The organism is Streptomyces drozdowiczii, assembly GCF_026167665.1.
Lineage (GTDB): Bacteria > Actinomycetota > Actinomycetes > Streptomycetales > Streptomycetaceae > Streptomyces > Streptomyces drozdowiczii_A.
Genome location: NZ_CP098740.1, coordinates 5,132,353 through 5,150,150, shown reverse-complemented (window position 1 = coordinate 5,150,150; position 17,798 = coordinate 5,132,353). Strand labels below are relative to the sequence as shown.

The following is a 17,798-nucleotide window of genomic DNA, read 5'->3' as shown; positions in this document are numbered from 1 at the left end:
CATGCAGCCGACCGCCACGGTCCTGGTCTACAGCGACAACGCGCACACCCGTGAGCAGGTGAGGCTGGCAGCAGGGCGCAGGCCCGCTGCGGACGTGCCGCCGGTGGAGTTCCTGGAGTGCGCCACCCTGCCGGCCGTCCTGGACGCCCTGGAGCACGGGGGGATCGACGTCTGCGTGCTGGACGGCGAGACCGCTCCGGCGGGCGGTATGGGCGTCTGCCGGCAGATCAAGGACGAGATCTTCCGCTGCCCGCCGGTCCTGGTCCTCATCGGGCGCCCGCAGGACGCCTGGCTGGCCACCTGGAGCCGTGCGGACGCCGCGGTGACGCTGCCGGTGGAGCCGGTGGAGTTCGCGGACTCCCTGGCCGCCCTGCTGCGTACGCGGCTGTCCGTGGGGGCCTGAGCCCCCACGGACGGGTCGCACGGTCAGACCTGGGGGCGCAGCCGCGCCGTGCTGACCTTGTCGACCTTCGGTGCGGTGGTGTCGTTGTTCAGCGCGCTGCCCTGCTGCCACTTGGCCCAGGACAGGTTCCAGTCGCCGTAGCCGTTGTCGAAGGGCGTCATCGTCTCGCCGTCGCTGCCGACGACGCTGACGATGTCGCCCTCGCGCACGGTGTTGAAGAACCACTCGGCCTCGCTGGTGCTCATGCCGGTGCAGCCGTGGCTGACGTTGGCGTACCCCTGCGAGCCGGTGGACCAGGGCGCCGCGTGCACGTATTCGCCGCTCCATGTCACCCGGGTGGCCCAGTAGACGTCGAGGTCGTACGAGTCGGAGGAGCCGGCGGCGATCCCGATGGATTCCCCGCGCATACGTACGTACTGTTCCTTCCCGAGCACCACCTTGACGCCGTTGCGCGTGTCGAACCCGGGTTTGCCCGTGGTGACTGGGATGGTGTTGATCACCTCACCGTTGCGGAGCACCGTCATGGAGTGTTCCGAGGCGTCCGTGATGGCCTCGATGCGGTCCCCCGTGGTGATCTTGAGCGCCTTGGCGGGCGCCCCGTAGAGCGAGTTGGTGACCTTTATGCCGGTCAGGTTGGAGCTGACTTCGATGTCGGCCTTCGCCGGCCAGTACTCCTTGGGCCGGTAGTGCAGCGTCTTGTCGTCGACCCAGTACCAGGAGCCGGTGACCGAGGGCGTGGAGCGGACGCGCAGGCCGCGCTCGACGGTGGCGCGTGAGGCGTTGTCCGTGACGGGGGCGCTGAGCGTGGCCACGAGGGGCTGGCCGACGCCGTAGGTGCCCGCCTGGGGGCCGAAGGTGACCTTGAGGAACTTGGTGGCCTTGGCGGTGTCGAAGGACATCGTGCGGGTGCCGGGGGCCCCGTCGTCGTCCTCCATACGGACCTTGACGGTGTAACGGGTCCCTGCGGCCAGCGGGGCGGTGGAGTGCCACCGGTGTCCGTCGGCGTCGAGTTCGCCCGCCAGATGGCGCCCTGCGGCGTCCACGGCCGATACGTCGGTGATCCGGCCGTCGTCGGCGTCGACCCGGACCTCCAGGGGCTTGTCGGGGTCGACCTTCTTGCCGCCGTCGGGCGTGTTGAAGGAGACCTCGTCGGCGGCGTCGAACGGCTGGGCCGACAGGGGGTGACCATCGGAGTCCCCGCAGGCTGCCGCCCCGGCGACCAAGGTCGCGGCCAGCAGAGTGCAGCTCACTACGGGACGGAAGCGCGGCGTCTGGTTCATGGACTCACGCTAAGAACATTCGTCCGTTTCAGCGCGCGGGACGACTGCAAACGGGGGCCGACCACTTCGTGTCGAAGTGTCGGCCCCCTTCAGGTGGAGCGGTGTGCTACCGGCGGACCGGTCTCACTGGGTGCGGTTCTCACCGCGGTAGTACTCGAATACCCAGCCGAACAGGCCGACCAGGAGGAGCGGCGCCGAGAAGAACAGCAGCCACCAGCCGAAGACGACGCCCATGAAGGCGAAGGCACCGCCGATCGCCAGCGAGAGCGGCTGCCAGCTGTGCGGGGAGAAGAACCCCACCTCGCCGGCCTCGTCCGCGACGTCGGCCTCCTTGTTGTCCTGCGCCATCGCGTCGACCCGCCGGGCCGTGAAGGCCAGGTAGAAGCCGATCATCACGCTCAGGCCGAAGGCCAGGAGCAGCGCGGTGGTGCCGACGGGCTCCTTCGACCACACGCCGTACGTGATGGCCATGATCAGGATGAACACCGCCAGACCGAGGAACATCTTGCCCTGGATCTTCACTTGCCGGCCTCCTTGCCGCCGGCGAGGGCCTTGTCACCCTCGGCGGCGTGGTCCAGCTGCTCCAGCGCGGTGATCTCCGGGTGGTGCAGGTCGAACGCCGGGGATTCCGAGCGGATACGGGGCAGCGTGAGGAAGTTGTGCCGGGGCGGCGGGCAGGAGGTCGCCCACTCCAGCGAACGGCCGTAGCCCCACGGGTCGTCCACCTCGATCTTCTTGCCGTACTTGGCGGTCTTCCAGACGTTGTAGAAGAACGGCAGGATCGACAGGCCGAGCAGGAACGACGAGATGGTCGAGATGGTGTTCAGCGCGGTGAAGCCGTCCGCGGCGAGGTAGTCCGCGTAACGCCGCGGCATGCCCTCCGCGCCCAGCCAGTGCTGCACCAGGAACGTGCCGTGGAAGCCCACGAACAGCGTCCAGAAGGTGATCTTGCCGAGCCGCTCGTCCAGCATCTTGCCGGTGAACTTCGGCCACCAGAAGTGGAAGCCGGAGAACATCGCGAACACCACGGTGCCGAAGACGACGTAGTGGAAGTGCGCGACCACGAAGTACGAGTCGGAGACGTGGAAGTCCATCGGCGGCGAGGCCAGGATGACGCCGGTCAGACCACCGAAGGTGAAGGTGATCAGGAAGCCGATCGCCCAGAGCATCGGTGTCTCGAAGGACAACGAGCCCTTCCACATCGTGCCGATCCAGTTGAAGAACTTCACCCCGGTGGGCACCGCGATGAGGAACGTCATGAAGGAGAAGAACGGCAGGAGCACACCGCCGGTGACGTACATGTGGTGGGCCCACACGGTCACCGAGAGGCCGGCGATGGAGATCGTCGCGGCCACCAGGCCGATGTAACCGAACATCGGCTTGCGGCTGAAGACAGGGATCACTTCGGAAATGATCCCGAAGAACGGCAAGGCGATGATGTACACCTCTGGATGCCCGAAGAACCAGAAGAGGTGTTGCCATAGCAACGCGCCGCCGTTGGCCGCGTCGAATACATGGGCACCGAACTTGCGGTCCGCCTCCAGGGCGAACAGCGCGGCCGCCAGGACCGGGAAGGCCAGCAGGACCAGCACACCGGTCAGCAGGACGTTCCAGGTGAAGATCGGCATGCGGAACATCGTCATGCCGGGCGCGCGCATGCAGATGATCGTGGTGATGAAGTTGACCGACCCGAGGATCGTGCCGAAGCCGGAGAAGGCCAGACCCATGATCCACATGTCGGCGCCGACACCCGGCGAACGGACGGCGTCCGAGAGCGGGGAGTAGGCGAACCAGCCGAAGTCGGCAGCACCCTGCGGGGTGATGAAGCCGGCCACCGCGATGATCGAGCCGAAGAGGTACAGCCAGTACGCGAACATGTTCAGCCGCGGGAACGCCACGTCGGGCGCGCCGATCTGCAGCGGCATGATCCAGTTCGCGAAACCGGCGAACAGCGGCGTCGCGAACATCAGCAGCATGATCGTGCCGTGCATCGTGAACGCCTGGTTGAACTGCTCGTTCGACATGATCTGCGTGCCCGGCCGGGCCAGCTCGGCGCGCATGAAGAGCGCCATCAGGCCGCCGATGCAGAAGAAGGCGAACGATGTGACCAGGTACATCGTGCCGATCGTCTTGTGGTCAGTGGTGGTCAGCCACTTGATGACGACGTTTCCCGGCTGCTTGCGCCGGACCGGCAGCTCGTCCTCGTACGAGTCGTCTGCTGCCGCGGCACCCTGAGGTTCGTTGAGGATGCTCACAGTTTGTTCGTCTCCGCATTCCTGGCCGGGTCAGTCTGCTCGATGCCGGCCGGCACGTAACCCGTCTGGCCCTTCTTCGCCAGCTCCTTGAGGTGCGCCTGATACTGCGCCGGGGAGACGACCTTGACGTTGAAGAGCATGCGGGAGTGGTCGACGCCGCAGAGCTCGGCGCACTTGCCGAGGAAGGTGCCCTCCTCGGTGGGGGTCACCTCGAAGGCGTTGGTGTGGCCCGGAATGACGTCCTGCTTCATGAGGAACGGCACCACCCAGAAGGAGTGGATGACGTCACGGGAAGTCAGGATGAAACGGACCTTCTCCCCCTTGGGCAGCCACAGGGTGGGACCCGGGTTACCGGTGTCCACGTCCTTGTCGCCCGGGATGCCGACGTCGTAGACGCCGTCCGCACCCTTGGGGAAGTCCTTGCGGAACCTGTTCGGGATGGCGTCGAGCTCCTTGGGGACCTCGTTGCCCGTGGCGGCGGAGCCGTCCACGTTCTCGATGTAGTTGAAGCCCCAGCTCCACTGGTAGCCGACCACGTTGATGGTGTGGGCGGGCTTCGGGGAGAGCGTGAGGAGCTTCGTCTCGTCCCGGGCGGTGAAGTAGAACAGCACCGAGACGATGATCAGGGGGACCACGGTGTACAGCGCCTCGATGGGCATGTTGTACCGGGTCTGCGGAGGTACCTCCACCTTGGTGCGGCTGCGCCGGTGGAAGATGACGCTCCACAGGATCAGGCCCCAGACCAGGACGCCCGTGGCGAGCGCTGCCGCCCACGAGCCCTGCCAGAGGGAAAGGATCCGTGGGGCCTCTTCCGTTACCGGCTTGGGCATACCAAGGCGGGGGAAGTCCTTGTACGTGCAACCGGTGGCGGTCGCCAGGATCAGGCCCGCAGTCAGCACCTGCGGCAGCTTCCGCCGCATCGGGCGCCGCGACGAGCGGTCGGAGCCGTTGGGACTCACGTAGCGCCTTCCCGAGAGTCTCGCCCGCACGGTCGGCGCGGCCGTCTCGCTGGTCGGTCGCCGCCCTGTACGGGCAGGGGTTTGGATGTTTATGCGGACCAAACCCTACTGGACGCTATTTGGGGTCGCGCGGGGAGGGTGCCCAACGCGCCGCCCGACTCCCCGAAGGGGTGGAATTCGCGCCTCCGGCCGCCATCTGACGCCCCCTCCACCGGGAGGCGCGGCCGGTGGGGGCGGCGGGGGCGCTCCGGGCTAGCGTGGCCGGGTGCCTTACTTCGACGCGGCGTCCGCCGCCCCCCTGCACCCCGTCGCCCGCCAGGCGCTGCTTGCCGCGCTGGACGAGGGCTGGGCCGACCCGGCCCGGCTGTACCGCGAGGGGCGGCGCGCCCGGCTGCTCCTCGACGCGGCCCGGGAGGCGGCGGCCGAGGGCGTCGGGTGCCGTCCCGACGAGCTGACCTTCACCTCCTCGGGGACCCGGGCGGTGCATTCCGGAATTTCCGGCGCGCTCGCCGGGCGTCGGCGTGTCGGACGCCGTCTGGTGGTGTCGGCGGTCGAACACTCGTCGGTCCTCCACGCGGCGGCGGACCACGAGGACCGGGGCGGCGCCGTCCACCAGGTCCCGGTGGAGCGGACCGGCGCGGTGGACGCGGGGACGTTCGGGCGGGCGCTCACCGAGGACACCGCGCTCGCCTGCCTCCAGTCCGCCAGCCACGAGGTGGGCACCGAGCAGCCGGTGGCCGAGGTGGCCGGGCTGTGCCGGGCGGCCGGGGTGCCGCTGCTGGTGGACGCCGCGCAGTCGCTGGCCTGGGGCCCGGTGCCGGAGGGCTGGTCGCTGCTGGCGGGCAGCGCGCACAAGTGGGGCGGGCCCGCCGGGGTCGGGCTGCTCGCGGTGCGCAAGGGGGTCCGGTTCGCGCCCCAGGGGCCCCGGGACGAGCGGGAGTCGGGGCGGGCGCCGGGGTTCGAGAACCTGCCGGCGATCGTCGCGGCGGCCGCGTCCCTGCGCGCGGTGCGGGCGGAGGCGGAAGCGGAGGGGGCCCGGCTGCGGGCGCTGGTGGACCGGATCCGGGCCCGGGTGCCCGCACTGGTGCCCGATGTGGAGGTGGTCGGCGACCCGGTGCGGCGGCTGCCGCATCTGGTGACCTTCTCCTGTCTCTATGTCGACGGGGAGACTTTGCTCGGGGAGCTGGACCGGGCCGGTTTCTCCGTGTCGTCCGGTTCGTCCTGTACGAGCAGCACGCTGACGCCGAGCCATGTGCTCAAGGCGATGGGCGTCCTGTCGGAGGGGAACGTCCGCGTGTCGCTGCCCCGGGGCACCGCGGAGGAGGACGTCGACCGCTTCCTGGAGGTGCTGCCGGGCCTGGTCGCCGGGGTCCGCGAGAAGCTGGGCGCGCCGGTGGCCGCGGCCTCCTCCCCCGCTCCGGACGACTCGCTGGTGGTCGACGCGCTGGGCAAGCGGTGCCCGATCCCGGTGATCGAGCTCGCAAAGGTGATCGGAGGGGTGCCGGTGGGCGCCACGGTGACGGTGCTCTCCGACGACGAGGCGGCCCGGCTGGACATCCCGGCGTGGTGCGCGATGCGCGAGCAGGAGTACGTGGGCGAGGAGCCGGCGGACCGGGGCGCGGCCTATGTGGTCCGCCGGCTCTCCTGACGGGGCGCTCAGGCGAGGTGCGCGTGGACCTCGGCGGCGGCCTCGTGGCCGTACGCCTTGGTGAAGCGGTCCATGAAGTGGGCGCGGTGCAGGGTGTACTCCTGGGTGCCCACGGTCTCGATGACGAGCGTGGCGAGCATGCAGCCGACCTGGGCGGCGCGCTCCAGGCCGACGCCCCAGGCGAGGCCGGAGAGGAATCCGGCGCGGAAGGCGTCGCCGACGCCGGTCGGGTCGGCCTTGACGTTCTCCTCGGGGCAGCCGACCTCGATCGGCTCCTCGCCGGCCCGCTCGATGCGCACGCCCTGGGCGCCGAGCGTGGTGACCCGGTGGCCGACCTTGCCGAGGATCTCCTCGTCGGTCCAGCCGGTCTTGGACTCGATGAGCCCCTTCTCGTACTCGTTGGAGAAGAGGTACGTGGCGCCGTCGAGGAGGATGCGGATCTCGTCGCCGTCCATGCGGGCGATCTGCTGCGAGAAGTCCGCGGCGAACGGGATGCCGCGGGTCCGGCACTCCTCGGTGTGGCGGAGCATGCCCTCCGGGTCGTCGGCGCCGATGGAGACCAGGTCGAGGCCGCCCACGCGGTCGGCGACGGCCTTGAGCTCGATGAGGCGGGCCTCGCTCATGGCGCCGGTGTAGAAGGAGCCGATCTGGTTGTGGTCGGCGTCCGTCGTGCAGACGAAGCGGGCGGTGTGCAGGACCTCGGAGATCCGCACACCGCTGGTGTCGACGCCGTGCCGTTCGAGCCAGGCGCGGTACTCGTCGAAGTCGGAGCCGGCCGCGCCGACCAGGATCGGCTTGGTGCCGAGCAGGCCCATGCCGAAGCAGATGTTGGCGGCGACCCCTCCCCGGCGTACGTCGAGGTTGTCGACCAGGAAGGAGAGCGAGACCGTGTGCAGCTGGTCGGCGACCAGCTGGTCGGCGAAGCGGCCGGGGAAGGTCATGAGGTGGTCGGTGGCGATGGAGCCGGTGACTGCGATACGCACGGGGAGACGTCTCCTGCGGAGGTCGAGGGGAACGGATGTCCGCGTCCCAGGGGTGACGTGACAGTTCACGCTACCCGCTCGCGCGTGCGCCGAAGCGGAAAAACTACCCGATAGTAGGGCTTTCTTCGCGGGCTCGGTGGTGCCTACGGTGCCGTTATGTCGAACCACATCGCCCCGCGCGAGTCCGAGACCGGTCTGGCCGAGCTGCGCGGAGACTGCGCACGGATGGCTCCGCACTGGGTGGTCCCCACGAGGATCACTCCTACCCGCGTCGCCCCCGCCCTGATCCACGGGGTCACCGTGCCGCCCGCCTCGGCCCGGCTGCTCGACGCGATGGAGGACCGGCCCTAGGGACCCCGGGGGAACCAGCTGCCTCGCTGATCCGTCCCAGCCCTGTCCGCCCCACACGGCGGGCCGTGCGCCGGCCGGGCGCACGACGGCGATGCAGGCGAAGGAGCGATCCGGTGAGCACCGAGCGACCCGACAACGACGTGACCACCACCCGGCGGCGTTCCCCGCTGGTCGCGGCCTCGGTGGCGGCCGCCGTCCTGCTGGCCGGTGGCGGCGGAGCGTACTGGGCCGCGACCGCGGCGGACGGCGGCGACGACACACCGAGCACGGCGTCCGGCGGTGGCTCCACTCCCCCGCCCCTGGCCCTGGACGACGCCGGAACCCCGACCGCCCCGTCCCGCGAGGGCATCGCCCCCGGCGAGCCCGATCCGCACGGCGGCCGGCTGGTCTACCGCGCGTCCGGGAAGCTGCCGGACGGGCCGGAGAAGGCCGCCGTCCAGCGCGCCGGGGGCACGGTCACGGCCGCCGAGGTCACCCGGCTGGCGAAGGCGCTCGGCCTCTCGGGCACCCCGCAGGCGGAGGCCACCTCCTGGAAGGTCGGCTCCGACGGGGACGGCTCGGGTCCGGTGCTGCGGGTGAACAAGCAGGCGCCGGGGAGCTGGACCTTCACCCGGTACGGCTCCGGTGGCACGGACAACTGCAAGAAGGGGGCCGTCTGCGCGGTGGCCCCGGGCGGCTCCGGGCAGCCGGTGGACGAGAAGACGGCGAAGGCCGCCGCCGCGCCGGTGCTGAAGGCGGCGGGCCAGGACGACGCGGCGCTCGACGCGCACCAGCTGATGGGCTCGGCCCGGGTGGTCAACGCCGATCCGGTGGTGGACGGGCTCCCCACGTACGGCTGGGCGACCGGCATCCAGGTCGGCCCCGATGGCCAGGTGACCGGGGGCTCCGGAAAGCTGAAGGGTCTGGAGAAGGGCGACGCCTATCCGGTGATCGGGGCGGCCGAGGCGCTGAAGCGGCTCAACGCGGCGCAGCCGCCGGCCGGGGAGATCGGCGGGTGCGCCTCGCCGGCCCCGCTGTCGGACGGGGTGAGCTGCGGGGCGAAGACCGGTGCGGAGCGGCCCGCGACGACGGTGACGGTGGAGAAGGCGGTGTTCGGCCTGGCGGTGCACACGGCGGGCGGCAAGCAGTTGCTCGTACCGTCGTGGATCTTCTCGGTGAAGCCGGCCGGTGGCGCCGGTGACACGGTCACGCAGGTGGCGGTGGACCCGGAGTACCTGAAGCGGGAGCCGGTGCCGGGCACGTCCCCGTCCCCGGACGGCGACGGCACGGCGAAGGCCCGGGCGGTCCAGTCGTACAGCGCGGACGGGCGGACGCTCGCGGTGACGTTCTGGGGCGGCGCGTGCAGTACGTACACGGCGAGCGCGCGCGAGGACGGGGACGCGGTCCGGGTGACCGTGGCGGAGAAGAAGGCCGAGCCGGGCAAGGTCTGCGTGATGATCGCGAAGGAGCTGACCCGTACGGTCACGCTGGAACGGCCGCTGGACGGCCGGAAGGTCGTGGACGAGGCGTCGGGCTCCCTGGTGCCGCGCGCCTGAGCCGCCCCCTACGTACAACAACGGCGGCGGCCCCGGGACCGAAGTCCCGGGGCCGCCGCCTCGACGCTGTGGTGCGACTCAGCTGAAGGAGTCGCCGCAGGCGCAGGAACCCGTGGCGTTCGGGTTGTCGATGGTGAAGCCCTGCTTCTCGATGGTGTCGACGAAGTCGACCGAGGCGCCGCCCAGGTACGGGGCGCTCATGCGGTCGGTGACGACCTTGACACCGTCGAAGTCCTTGACGACGTCACCGTCGAGCGAGCGCTCGTCGAAGAAGAGCTGGTAGCGCAGGCCGGAGCAGCCGCCGGGCTGAACGGCGACGCGAAGCGCCAGGTCGTCACGGCCTTCCTGCTCCAGCAGGGCCTTGACCTTGGCTGCGGCGGCGTCGGACAGGAGGATGCCGTCGCTCACGGTGGTGGTCTCGTCCGATACGGACATCTGCTTCTCTCCCGGGTTGTACGGAGACTGCTTGCCGACGTTGCAACCGTCGGGGCCGCGGATTCATTCCGGGCCGAGCGCTTGCCTGTTCCCTTCATGCTCGCACACCCGTCCTGTGGGCGGATGCGTCACATTGACACTTTCAGCATCGTCAAAGTGACGTGAAGCGGCTATGATAGATAGCGTCAATTAGACGAAAAGGCTTTCTCCACAGAGAAGTCCGCAGAAGAAAGGGTGCGTGACGTGACCACGGCCCACCCCGTCCAGGATCTCGATGTTCAGCCGACGCCGCTCGCCCTGCTCCTGCTGGGCCGCGACGCCGACCCCAGGAGCGAGCGCGGTGTCGAGTGTCCCGGCGACCTGCCCTCCCCGTCCGACCCGGACCTGGTGGCCCGCGCCCGCGCGGCCAAGGAGAAGCTGGGCGAGAAGGTCTTCGTCCTGGGGCACCACTACCAGCGCGACGAGGTCATCCAGTTCGCGGACGTGACCGGGGACTCCTTCAAGCTCGCCCGGGACGCCGCGGCCCGCCCGGAGGCGGAGTACATCGTCTTCTGCGGTGTGCACTTCATGGCCGAGTCGGCGGACATCCTCACCACCGACGACCAGAAGGTCGTGCTGCCGGACCTGGCGGCGGGCTGCTCGATGGCCGACATGGCCACCGCCGAGCAGGTCGCGGAGTGCTGGGACGTGCTGACCGAGGCGGGTGTCGCCGAGCAGGTCGTGCCCGTCTCGTACATGAACTCCTCCGCGGACATCAAGGCGTTCACCGGCCGCCACGGCGGCACGATCTGCACCTCGTCCAACGCCGAGCGGGCCCTGGAGTGGGCCTTCGAGCAGGGCGAGAAGGTGCTCTTCCTGCCGGACCAGCACCTGGGCCGCAACACCGCCGTGCGGGACATGGGCATGTCCCTGGAGGACTGCGTCCTCTACAACCCGCACAAGCCGAACGGCGGTCTGACCGCCGAGGAGCTGCGGAACGCGAAGATGATCCTGTGGCGCGGCCACTGCTCGGTGCACGGCCGCTTCTCGGTCGACTCCGTCAACGACGTGCGCGCGCGCATCCCCGGCGTCAACGTGCTGGTGCACCCCGAGTGCAAGCACGAGGTCGTGGCCGCCGCGGACTACGTCGGCTCGACGGAGTACATCATCAAGGCCCTGGAGGCGGCCCCGGCCGGCTCGAAGTGGGCGATCGGCACCGAGCTGAACCTCGTCCGCCGCCTGGCGAACCGTTTCGCCCCCGAGGGCAAGGAGATCGTCTTCCTCGACAAGACGGTCTGCTTCTGCTCCACGATGAACCGGATCGACCTGCCGCACCTGGTCTGGACCCTGGAGTCCCTGGCCGAGGGCAAGGAGGTCAACCGGATCGTGGTGGACCCGGAGACGGAGAAGTACGCGAAGCTGGCGCTGGAGCGGATGCTGGCGCTGCCGTAGCGGCTGCGCGCGCTACCGGCACCGGCTTTACACGGAAGGTCCGGACGCGGCCGATTTTGTCCGGACCGGCCCGGAACCCCGTCCCCCGTATCTACGCTGCTGTCCTCATTCGGCGGCGTGGATACGGGGGACAGTCATATGGGGCAGCGCAGCAGGGCCGAGGACCTGGTGGTCGTCGTACCGGGAATCCTCGGCAGCACGCTCGCGGACGCGGACGGGCACGAGGTCTGGGGGGCCTCCGGGAAGGCCCTGGTGCGGGGCATCCGCACGTTCGGGGGTTCGGTCAAGGGCCTGACGCTCCCGGCCGGCCTGGGCGACGAGCACCCCGGCGACGGCGTACGGCCCACCGGGCTGATGTCCGATGTGCACGCGCTGCCGGGTGTGTGGAAGCCCGTGGACGGGTACACCGCCCTGCTGAACTGGCTGGAAGGCAACTTCACTCTCCAACGCCGCCTGCCGGGCGAGGCGGCCGACGTCCCGGCCAACCTGGTCGGCTTCGCGTACGACTGGCGGCTGTCCTGCCGCTACAACGCGGAACGGCTGGCCGAGCGCGTGGACGAGGAGCTGGGCCGCTGGCGCGCCTCGCGGCCCGACCGGCGGGACGCGAAGGTGGTCTTCCTCTGCCACTCGATGGGCGGCCTGGTCACCCGGAGCTACGTCGAGCAGTGCGGGGGCGCGGAGGTCACGCGCCGGGTGGTCACGCTGGGGACGCCGTACCGGGGGTCGCTGGACGCGCTGGTGTACCTGGTCAACGGGATGCGTTACGGGATCGGCCCGGTGGGCCTCGACCTCACGCCCTTCGCCCGGAGCCTGCCGTCGCTGCACCAGCTCACGCCGGATTACGCGTGCCTGGCGGCGGGTGGGGGGTCGGGGCTGCGGTACGCGCGTGAGGTCACGGGGCTGCCCGGGGTGGATGAGGAGCTGCTCCGCCAGGCGGGCCTGTTCCATGCGGATCTGCGGGCCTCGGAGGCGGGTGCGCGGTACGGGGTGGAGTACGTCCCGGTGGGCGGGGTGCGGCAGCCGACGCCGACGACGGCCGAGGTGGAGGGCGAGACGCTGCGGGCGCTACTCACCATCGACGGGGTGGACGAGGGGGGCGACGGACGGGTGCCCGACCTCTCCAGCCGCGCGGCGGGGGCGGGGCGGCATGCGTACACCCCGTGGGAGAAGCACGGCTCCCTCCAGAACAACAAGGCCGTCCGCCAGGCCCTCTACAACTGGCTCACCCCGGAGCCGCCGGTGCACCGGGGCTCGGAGGACGAGGATGTGCCGCTCTCGGTGGAGGCGCCGGAGATCCTGGTGGAGGGGAGGCGTACGAGATCCGGGCCACGGTGCCTGCGGATGTGCGGGGGCACGACCGGGTCGCGGTCTTCGCGGGGGTGGAGGGCGGTCCGGTGCGGACTATGACGAACCGGGGTGGCGGGGTGTACACCCTCCGGATCAACGGCCTGCCGGCGGGCGGGCATCGGGTGCGGATCGGGACGCGTGTTTCGGCCAATGTCGTGATGACCGCGTTGGTGCTGGTTCTGGAGCGGGGCTGACGATGACGGGTGCGGCGGCGGGGACGGCGCTTTGTGTGGTGTGCGAGGAGTACGCGGACGGGGGGAAGTTTCCCCGGCTCGTGGGGGCGGTGACCCAGATGGACGAGATCGTGGGGCTGCTGGAGGGGCTGGGGTACGAGGCGCGGAAGGTGGGGGTGGGAATCCGTCGTCGGCCGCGTTTCGGGCGGAGAGCGAGGAGTGGTCCGAGGGGTGGGTGGCCACGGGTGACGCCAAACCGGCGCTGGTCATCTGGTCGGGGCACGGGGTGCGGGTCGATGGTCAGACGCGGCTTGTGCTCTCGGACCTGAAGCCGGTCGACGACCCCGGCCAGTGGAAGGCACGGGTGACGCGGCACGGCGTCAGCGCCGACGACCTGGTCAGCGAGGCCGTGGGTTCCGGCGCCGAACACGTCCTGGTGATCATCGATACCTGTTACGCGGGTGGCGGCGCGGTCCCGGCCCTGAGGCTGGCTCTTGGGCGCTGGGAGGAGGAGTCCGCGCCACCCGGCCACGCCAAGTGGCTAGGCTTTCTCGCGAGTTGCCAGAGCCATGAGACCTCGGACGGCAGCGGGCCGCTGCTGACCGCCTTGACGAAGGTCCTGAGAGAAGGTCCGGCGGGCGACGAATACCGCTCCGCGTGGAGCGCCCACAACGCGCTCGTCAGCGGCCCGGACCTGCTGGCCGCCATCGCCACGCGGTGGGAGGGCGAGGGCCAGACACCGGTCCCCGCCACCCTCGGCGAGTGGCGCCCCGCCTTCCCCAACCCCCTCCACTCCCCCGAGGCCCCGGCCCGGCTGGTGGAGCACCTGGTGCAGGCCGCACGCGGGGTCGGCCATCGGGAGGAGGGCTGGTTCTTCACCGGCCGTACGAGGGTGCTGGGCCGGATCGTGGAGTGGCTGGACGAGGACGCGCCCGGCCTGTTCCTGGTGACCGGGCCCGCCGGTTGCGGGAAGTCCGCCGTGTTGGGCCGTATCGCCACGCTCGCGGACCCGGAGCAGCGGGAGCGGGCTGTCGCGAGCGGCGCACTGCGCGACGGTGACCCGGACCCGGGCGTCCGCGCGGAACGCACCCTCGCGGCGGTGCACCTGCGCGACCTGACCCCGTTGCAGGCGGCGGAACGGCTGGCCCATGCCCTGGGGCTGCGCCGGCCACGCAGCACGGACGCCTTCCGGGCCGAGGTCCGGGAGTTGTCGCCTCAGCCGGTCCTGGTCATGGACGGCCTGGACGAGGTGCCGGCCGAGCACACGCAGAGCGTGATCGAGGAGCTGGTGTTCCCGCTGAGCCGGTCGGTGCCGGTGCTGCTCGGGTCGCGAGAGCGGGTGTTCCGCAGTCAGAAGGAGAACCGCGAGACCCTGCCCGAGACTCTGGCCCGTCTTGTCGGGGCGGACGTGACGACCGTCGACCTCGAAGACGAACCGCACACGCGGGAGGACATCGGCGAGTACGTGCGGCGCCGGTGCGAGGCGGCGGGGATGGCGGAGGACCCGGCCAGGGAGGCCGGCGCGGCGATCGCGGAGCGGGCCACGGACATCGGCGGCGGCTTCCTGTTCGCCCGCCTGGTCAGCAGTACGGTCCTGGCACGGGCCGCGTCAGGGGAGGACGGGTCCCTGCTGACGGATCTGCCCGACTCCATCGACGCCGCGTTCGAGAACGAGCTGCGGGCGGCCCCGGTGCGCGTACGGGATGACGGCACCGAACTCCCCTCGGCGGCCTGGGACCTGCTGGCTGCGCTCGCCTGGACGGTGGGTCAGGGGATGCCTGCGGGCGGGGTGTGGGAGGCGGTGGCCGGGGCGCTGGGCGGGGGCGTCGAGTACGACGAGACCGACGTGGACTGGGCGCTGTCCGCCTTCGGCCGCTACATCGTGGAGGACGCGGAGGAGGGGCAGGCGGTGTATCGCCTGTATCACCGGGAGTTCGTGGCCCATCTCCGGCGGCGGGAGGGGCCGGGCGGGGCGGCGGCGGGTGAGGTGGTGGTGCGGACGCTGGTGGAGTTGGTCAAGCGGCAGGGGCGGGTGGGCGACTGGTCGGGGGTGGATCCGTATGTGACGCGAGGGCTGGTGCGGCATGCGGTGCAGTGTGGTGGGGCGGGGATGGAGGTGCTGCGAGGGGTAGCGGCTTGGGATGAGGAATGTGGAGTGCCTCACCTGGCCGAAGGGCTGCACGGATTGTGCTTCATTCTGTCGAACGCAGGACTACGGGACGAGGCCCTGACGTACGCGCGCGCGGCAGTCGGACTTTACAAAAAGCTCAACGAGAGCGATCCGAACACCTACCGCCCCGACCTGGCCGACTCCCTCAACAGCCTCGCGATCTGTTTCGCAGAGACCGGAGACCGGCAGGACGCACTCGCCGCCGCGCACGAGGCCGTACGCATCCGACGCACCCTCGCCGAACAACACCCCGCCACCCACACCGCCGACCTCGCCGTCGGCCTCGGCAACCTCGCCGGCCGCCTGGCCGCCGCAGGAGACCGTCAAGGCGCACTGGCACCGGCGCTCGAAGCCACCAATCTCTTGCGCGCCCTCGCCGAACAACACCCCACCACCAACGTCCCCAACCTCGCCACCTCCCTCAGTAACCTCGCCAATCACCTCGCCGACACCGGCGAACACCCAAGCGCACTGGTCGCCGCACACGAAGCCGTACGCATCCGACGCACCCTCGCCGAACAACACCCCGCCACCCACACCGCCGACCTCGCCAGCGCCCTCAACAACCTCGCCAACCACCTCACGGCTGCAGGAGACCGTCAGGGCGCACTGGCACCGGCGCGCGAAGCCGCCCATCTCTTGCGCGCCCTCGCCGAACAACACCCCACCACCAACGCGCCCAACCTCGCCACCTCCCTCGATACCCTCGCCATCTGTCTCGCAGAGACCGGAGACCGGCAGGACGCACTCACCGCCGCGCACGAGGCCGTTCGCATCCGACGCACCCTCGCCGAACAACACCCCGCCATCCACACCCCCAACCTCGCCAAGGCCCTCAACAACCTCGCCAACCACCTCATCGACGCCGGTGACCCGCGAGGCGCACTCACCGCCGCTCGCGAAGCCGCCGGCCTCTTCCGCAGCCTCGCCGAACAGGACGCCGCAGCCTTCACCCCCGATCTGGCCACCGCCCTCAACAACCTCGCCATCCGCCTCACCAGCGCCGGAGACCACCGGCGGGCCCTCGCCGCCGCCCGCGAAGCCACCGGCCTCTTCCACACTCTGGCTGAGCTAGCCGCCGCAGTCTTCACCCCCGATTTCGCCAGCTCCCTCAACATCCTTGCCATCTGCCTCGCCAACGCCGGAGAGCGGCAGGACGCACTCGCTCCCGCCCACGAAGCCGTACGCATCCGACGCACCCTCGCCGAACAACACCCCGCCACCCACACCCCCAACCTCGCCGGCGCCCTCAACAACCTCGCCATTCGTCTCTCGGAGACCGGAGACCACCAAGGGGCACTCGCCCCCGCCCACGAGGCCGTACGCATCCGACGCACCCTCGCCGAACAACACCCCGCCATCCACGCTGCCGACCTCGCAGGCTCCCTCGACAACCTCGCCAGCCACCTCGCCAACACCAAAGACCACCAGGGGGCACTCGCCGCCGCTCGCGAAGCCACCGGCCTCTTCCGCACCCTCGCCGAACAGGACGCCGCAGCCTTCACCCCCGGCCTCGCCACCTCCCTCAGCAACCTCGCTGTCCGACTCTCCATCACCGGAGACGACCAAGGCGCACTCGCCCTTGCGCGCGAAGCCGTAGACATCCGGCGCACCCTCGCCGAACAACACCCCGCCGCCTACACCCCCAACCTCGCCACCTCCCTCAACACCCTCGCCATCTGTCTCGCGGAAACCGGAGACCAGCACCACGCGCTCACCACTGCCCACGAAGCCACGAACCTCTTCCGTACCCTCGCCAAACAACACCCCGGCGCCTACCTCCCTAACCTCGCCACGTCACTGAGCAACCTCGCCAACCACTACGCCGGCGCCGGAGATCCCTCCGCCGCGGTCCGGATGTACGAGCGAGTCATCGCCGATCTCAGCACCGAGCGCCCGGCAGCCGGCCGAACTCTCGCTCTCGGGCTGGCTGAGTTCCTGATGCGGAGACAGGAGTGTTCCACCACGGCGGGCCTCCGACGTCTCGCTCAACTGGCGAACATCCCGGCCTCCGAAGCCTCGGACGAAGTGACGTTCCAAGCCCGGAACGCCCTCCGCTCGTACGTGCGGGAGCACGTCGAACACCGCGAGGAAGTCGCAGCGGTCTGGCAAGAGGAATTCTCCGTGGCGCCCCCTGCCTGGCTGACGCTCTCCCCTCAGGCGCTGGCTTCGGCCGCCGCATGGCTGTACACGTCCACCTGGGCCGACTCGTACGCCCAGTGGACCCAACACGCCGAGCTTCTGAGCAGCCCCGAAGGCGCGGTAGCCCTCACCGAGTACGCACTCCTCGGCCCCGATTCCGCAGCCGACCACGAGGCGCTCCGCCAGGAGATCCTTGCCCAAGGCGCGTACGCCGCCTATCGCCCCCGCATCCTCGGCGAGCAATTCGCCGACTGGGCAGAGGTCGACACCTGGGAGGAGTCCGAGCAGTACCTCCAAGCCCACCCCGACCTCCTCCACCTCACCCCGCCCCACTCCACCCCCGCCGCCCTCCTCCACGCAGCCCGCGCCCATGACATCCCCACGGCCTACGCCCTCGTACGCGACCGCACCGCCCTCCAGCAGTACGTCGACAACGCCCTCACCACCGGTGACTCCGAAGCCCTCCGCCACGCGGCCTCCATCGAGGACGAGGTGTACGACGACCAGCTCTCCGCCCGCACCCACCACCAGGCCGCGCTGCTCCTCGCGGGCACCCCCGAGGACGCCGACCCGGACAGCCTCGTCCCCTCGTCGCCGACGCCCCGCCCGATGTACGACACCGGCTGATCTCCGAGACCGCCGCCCTGAGCGCGGCCCACGCGACCCAGCACGCCGCGCACTGGGTG

General features: G+C 70.5%; 14 protein-coding genes. 8 read left to right on the top strand and 6 right to left on the bottom strand.

From position 1 onward, the window contains the following. Window position 1 precedes the first annotated feature (1 nt). The gene (locus NEH16_RS23400) at window positions 2-403 is read left to right on the top strand and encodes a hypothetical protein (RefSeq protein ID WP_073968138.1); all 402 of its coding nucleotides are present in this window, start codon (window positions 2-4) and stop codon (window positions 401-403) included. A gap of 23 nt (window positions 404-426) precedes the next feature. Here the strand turns inward: NEH16_RS23400 and NEH16_RS23395 are convergent, their stop codons facing one another. From NEH16_RS23395 to ctaC, 4 genes are all read right to left on the bottom strand, one after another. Further along, window positions 427-1,683: a L,D-transpeptidase gene (locus NEH16_RS23395; RefSeq protein ID WP_073968137.1), complete on the bottom strand. Its 1,257-nt coding sequence runs from the start codon at window positions 1,681-1,683 to the stop codon at window positions 427-429. 123 nt (window positions 1,684-1,806) lie between these two features. Continuing rightward, window positions 1,807-2,205: a cytochrome c oxidase subunit 4 gene (locus tag NEH16_RS23390; protein ID WP_265544771.1), complete on the bottom strand. Its 399-nt coding sequence runs from the start codon at window positions 2,203-2,205 to the stop codon at window positions 1,807-1,809. Beyond that, window positions 2,202-3,938 carry an aa3-type cytochrome oxidase subunit I gene (gene ctaD, locus NEH16_RS23385; RefSeq protein WP_265544769.1) on the bottom strand — a complete coding sequence of 579 codons (1,737 nt, stop codon included), beginning with the start codon at window positions 3,936-3,938 and terminating at the stop codon, window positions 2,202-2,204. The genes NEH16_RS23390 and ctaD overlap by 4 nt, the downstream gene beginning before the upstream one ends. Beyond that, window positions 3,935-4,897, bottom strand: coding sequence for an aa3-type cytochrome oxidase subunit II (ctaC, locus tag NEH16_RS23380; RefSeq protein WP_265544767.1), 963 nt, complete (start codon window positions 4,895-4,897; stop codon window positions 3,935-3,937). Before ctaC ends, ctaD begins: the two co-directional genes overlap by 4 nt. Window positions 4,898-5,162: 265 nt before the next feature. On the opposite strand from ctaC, the gene NEH16_RS23375 reads away from it, so the two are divergent. Continuing rightward, the gene (locus NEH16_RS23375) at window positions 5,163-6,545 is read left to right on the top strand and encodes a cysteine desulfurase/sulfurtransferase TusA family protein (RefSeq protein ID WP_265544766.1); all 1,383 of its coding nucleotides are present in this window, start codon (window positions 5,163-5,165) and stop codon (window positions 6,543-6,545) included. Window positions 6,546-6,553: 8 nt separating this feature from the next. Here NEH16_RS23375 and NEH16_RS23370 read toward each other — a convergent pair whose 3' ends face one another. Beyond that, window positions 6,554-7,528: a carbohydrate kinase family protein gene (locus NEH16_RS23370; RefSeq protein ID WP_265544765.1), complete on the bottom strand. Its 975-nt coding sequence runs from the start codon at window positions 7,526-7,528 to the stop codon at window positions 6,554-6,556. Window positions 7,529-7,684: 156 nt separating this feature from the next. Between NEH16_RS23370 and NEH16_RS23365 the strand changes: the two genes are divergently transcribed. Both NEH16_RS23365 and NEH16_RS23360 read left to right on the top strand, forming a co-directional pair. Continuing rightward, window positions 7,685-7,879 (top strand): hypothetical protein, encoded by a 195-nt coding sequence (locus tag NEH16_RS23365; protein ID WP_265544762.1) that lies wholly within the window; start codon window positions 7,685-7,687, stop codon window positions 7,877-7,879. Window positions 7,880-7,992: 113 nt separating this feature from the next. Continuing rightward, window positions 7,993-9,414: a hypothetical protein gene (locus NEH16_RS23360; protein WP_265544761.1), complete on the top strand. Its 1,422-nt coding sequence runs from the start codon at window positions 7,993-7,995 to the stop codon at window positions 9,412-9,414. 78 nt (window positions 9,415-9,492) lie between these two features. On the opposite strand, the gene NEH16_RS23355 is transcribed toward NEH16_RS23360, so the two are convergent. After that, entirely contained in the window at window positions 9,493-9,849 is a 357-nt protein-coding gene (locus tag NEH16_RS23355; protein WP_018103583.1) for an iron-sulfur cluster assembly accessory protein, read from the bottom strand. A gap of 234 nt (window positions 9,850-10,083) precedes the next feature. Between NEH16_RS23355 and nadA the strand changes: the two genes are divergently transcribed. The 4 genes from nadA to NEH16_RS23335 all read left to right on the top strand — a co-directional run bounded on the left by nadA (window position 10,084) and on the right by NEH16_RS23335 (window position 17,739). Next, a complete protein-coding gene (gene nadA, locus NEH16_RS23350; protein WP_199879173.1) occupies window positions 10,084-11,280 on the top strand; it encodes a quinolinate synthase NadA in 1,197 nt (398 codons plus the stop codon). Between the two features lie 138 nt (window positions 11,281-11,418). Then, entirely contained in the window at window positions 11,419-12,687 is a 1,269-nt protein-coding gene (locus NEH16_RS23345; RefSeq protein ID WP_265544752.1) for a lipase/acyltransferase domain-containing protein, read from the top strand. Then, a complete protein-coding gene (locus NEH16_RS23340; protein WP_265544751.1) occupies window positions 12,684-12,821 on the top strand; it encodes a hypothetical protein in 138 nt (45 codons plus the stop codon). Before NEH16_RS23345 ends, NEH16_RS23340 begins: the two co-directional genes overlap by 4 nt. A 214-nt stretch (window positions 12,822-13,035) precedes the next feature. Next, the gene (locus tag NEH16_RS23335; protein ID WP_265544750.1) at window positions 13,036-17,739 is read left to right on the top strand and encodes a tetratricopeptide repeat protein; all 4,704 of its coding nucleotides are present in this window, start codon (window positions 13,036-13,038) and stop codon (window positions 17,737-17,739) included. Window positions 17,740-17,798: the final 59 nt, after the last annotated feature.

What these genes read in the sequence shown, in the direction of transcription:
- NEH16_RS23395 (WP_073968137.1), bottom strand. Translation starts at nt 1,683, where the DNA reads ATGAACCAGACGCCGCGCTTCCGTCCCGTAGTGAGCTGCACTCTGCTG.
- NEH16_RS23345 (WP_265544752.1), top strand. Translation starts at nt 11,419, where the DNA reads ATGGGGCAGCGCAGCAGGGCCGAGGACCTGGTGGTCGTCGTACCGGGA.
- NEH16_RS23355 (WP_018103583.1), bottom strand. Translation starts at nt 9,849, where the DNA reads ATGTCCGTATCGGACGAGACCACCACCGTGAGCGACGGCATCCTCCTG.
- NEH16_RS23340 (WP_265544751.1), top strand. Translation starts at nt 12,684, where the DNA reads ATGACGAACCGGGGTGGCGGGGTGTACACCCTCCGGATCAACGGCCTG.
- NEH16_RS23400 (WP_073968138.1), top strand. Translation starts at nt 2, where the DNA reads ATGCAGCCGACCGCCACGGTCCTGGTCTACAGCGACAACGCGCACACC.
- NEH16_RS23365 (WP_265544762.1), top strand. Translation starts at nt 7,685, where the DNA reads ATGTCGAACCACATCGCCCCGCGCGAGTCCGAGACCGGTCTGGCCGAG.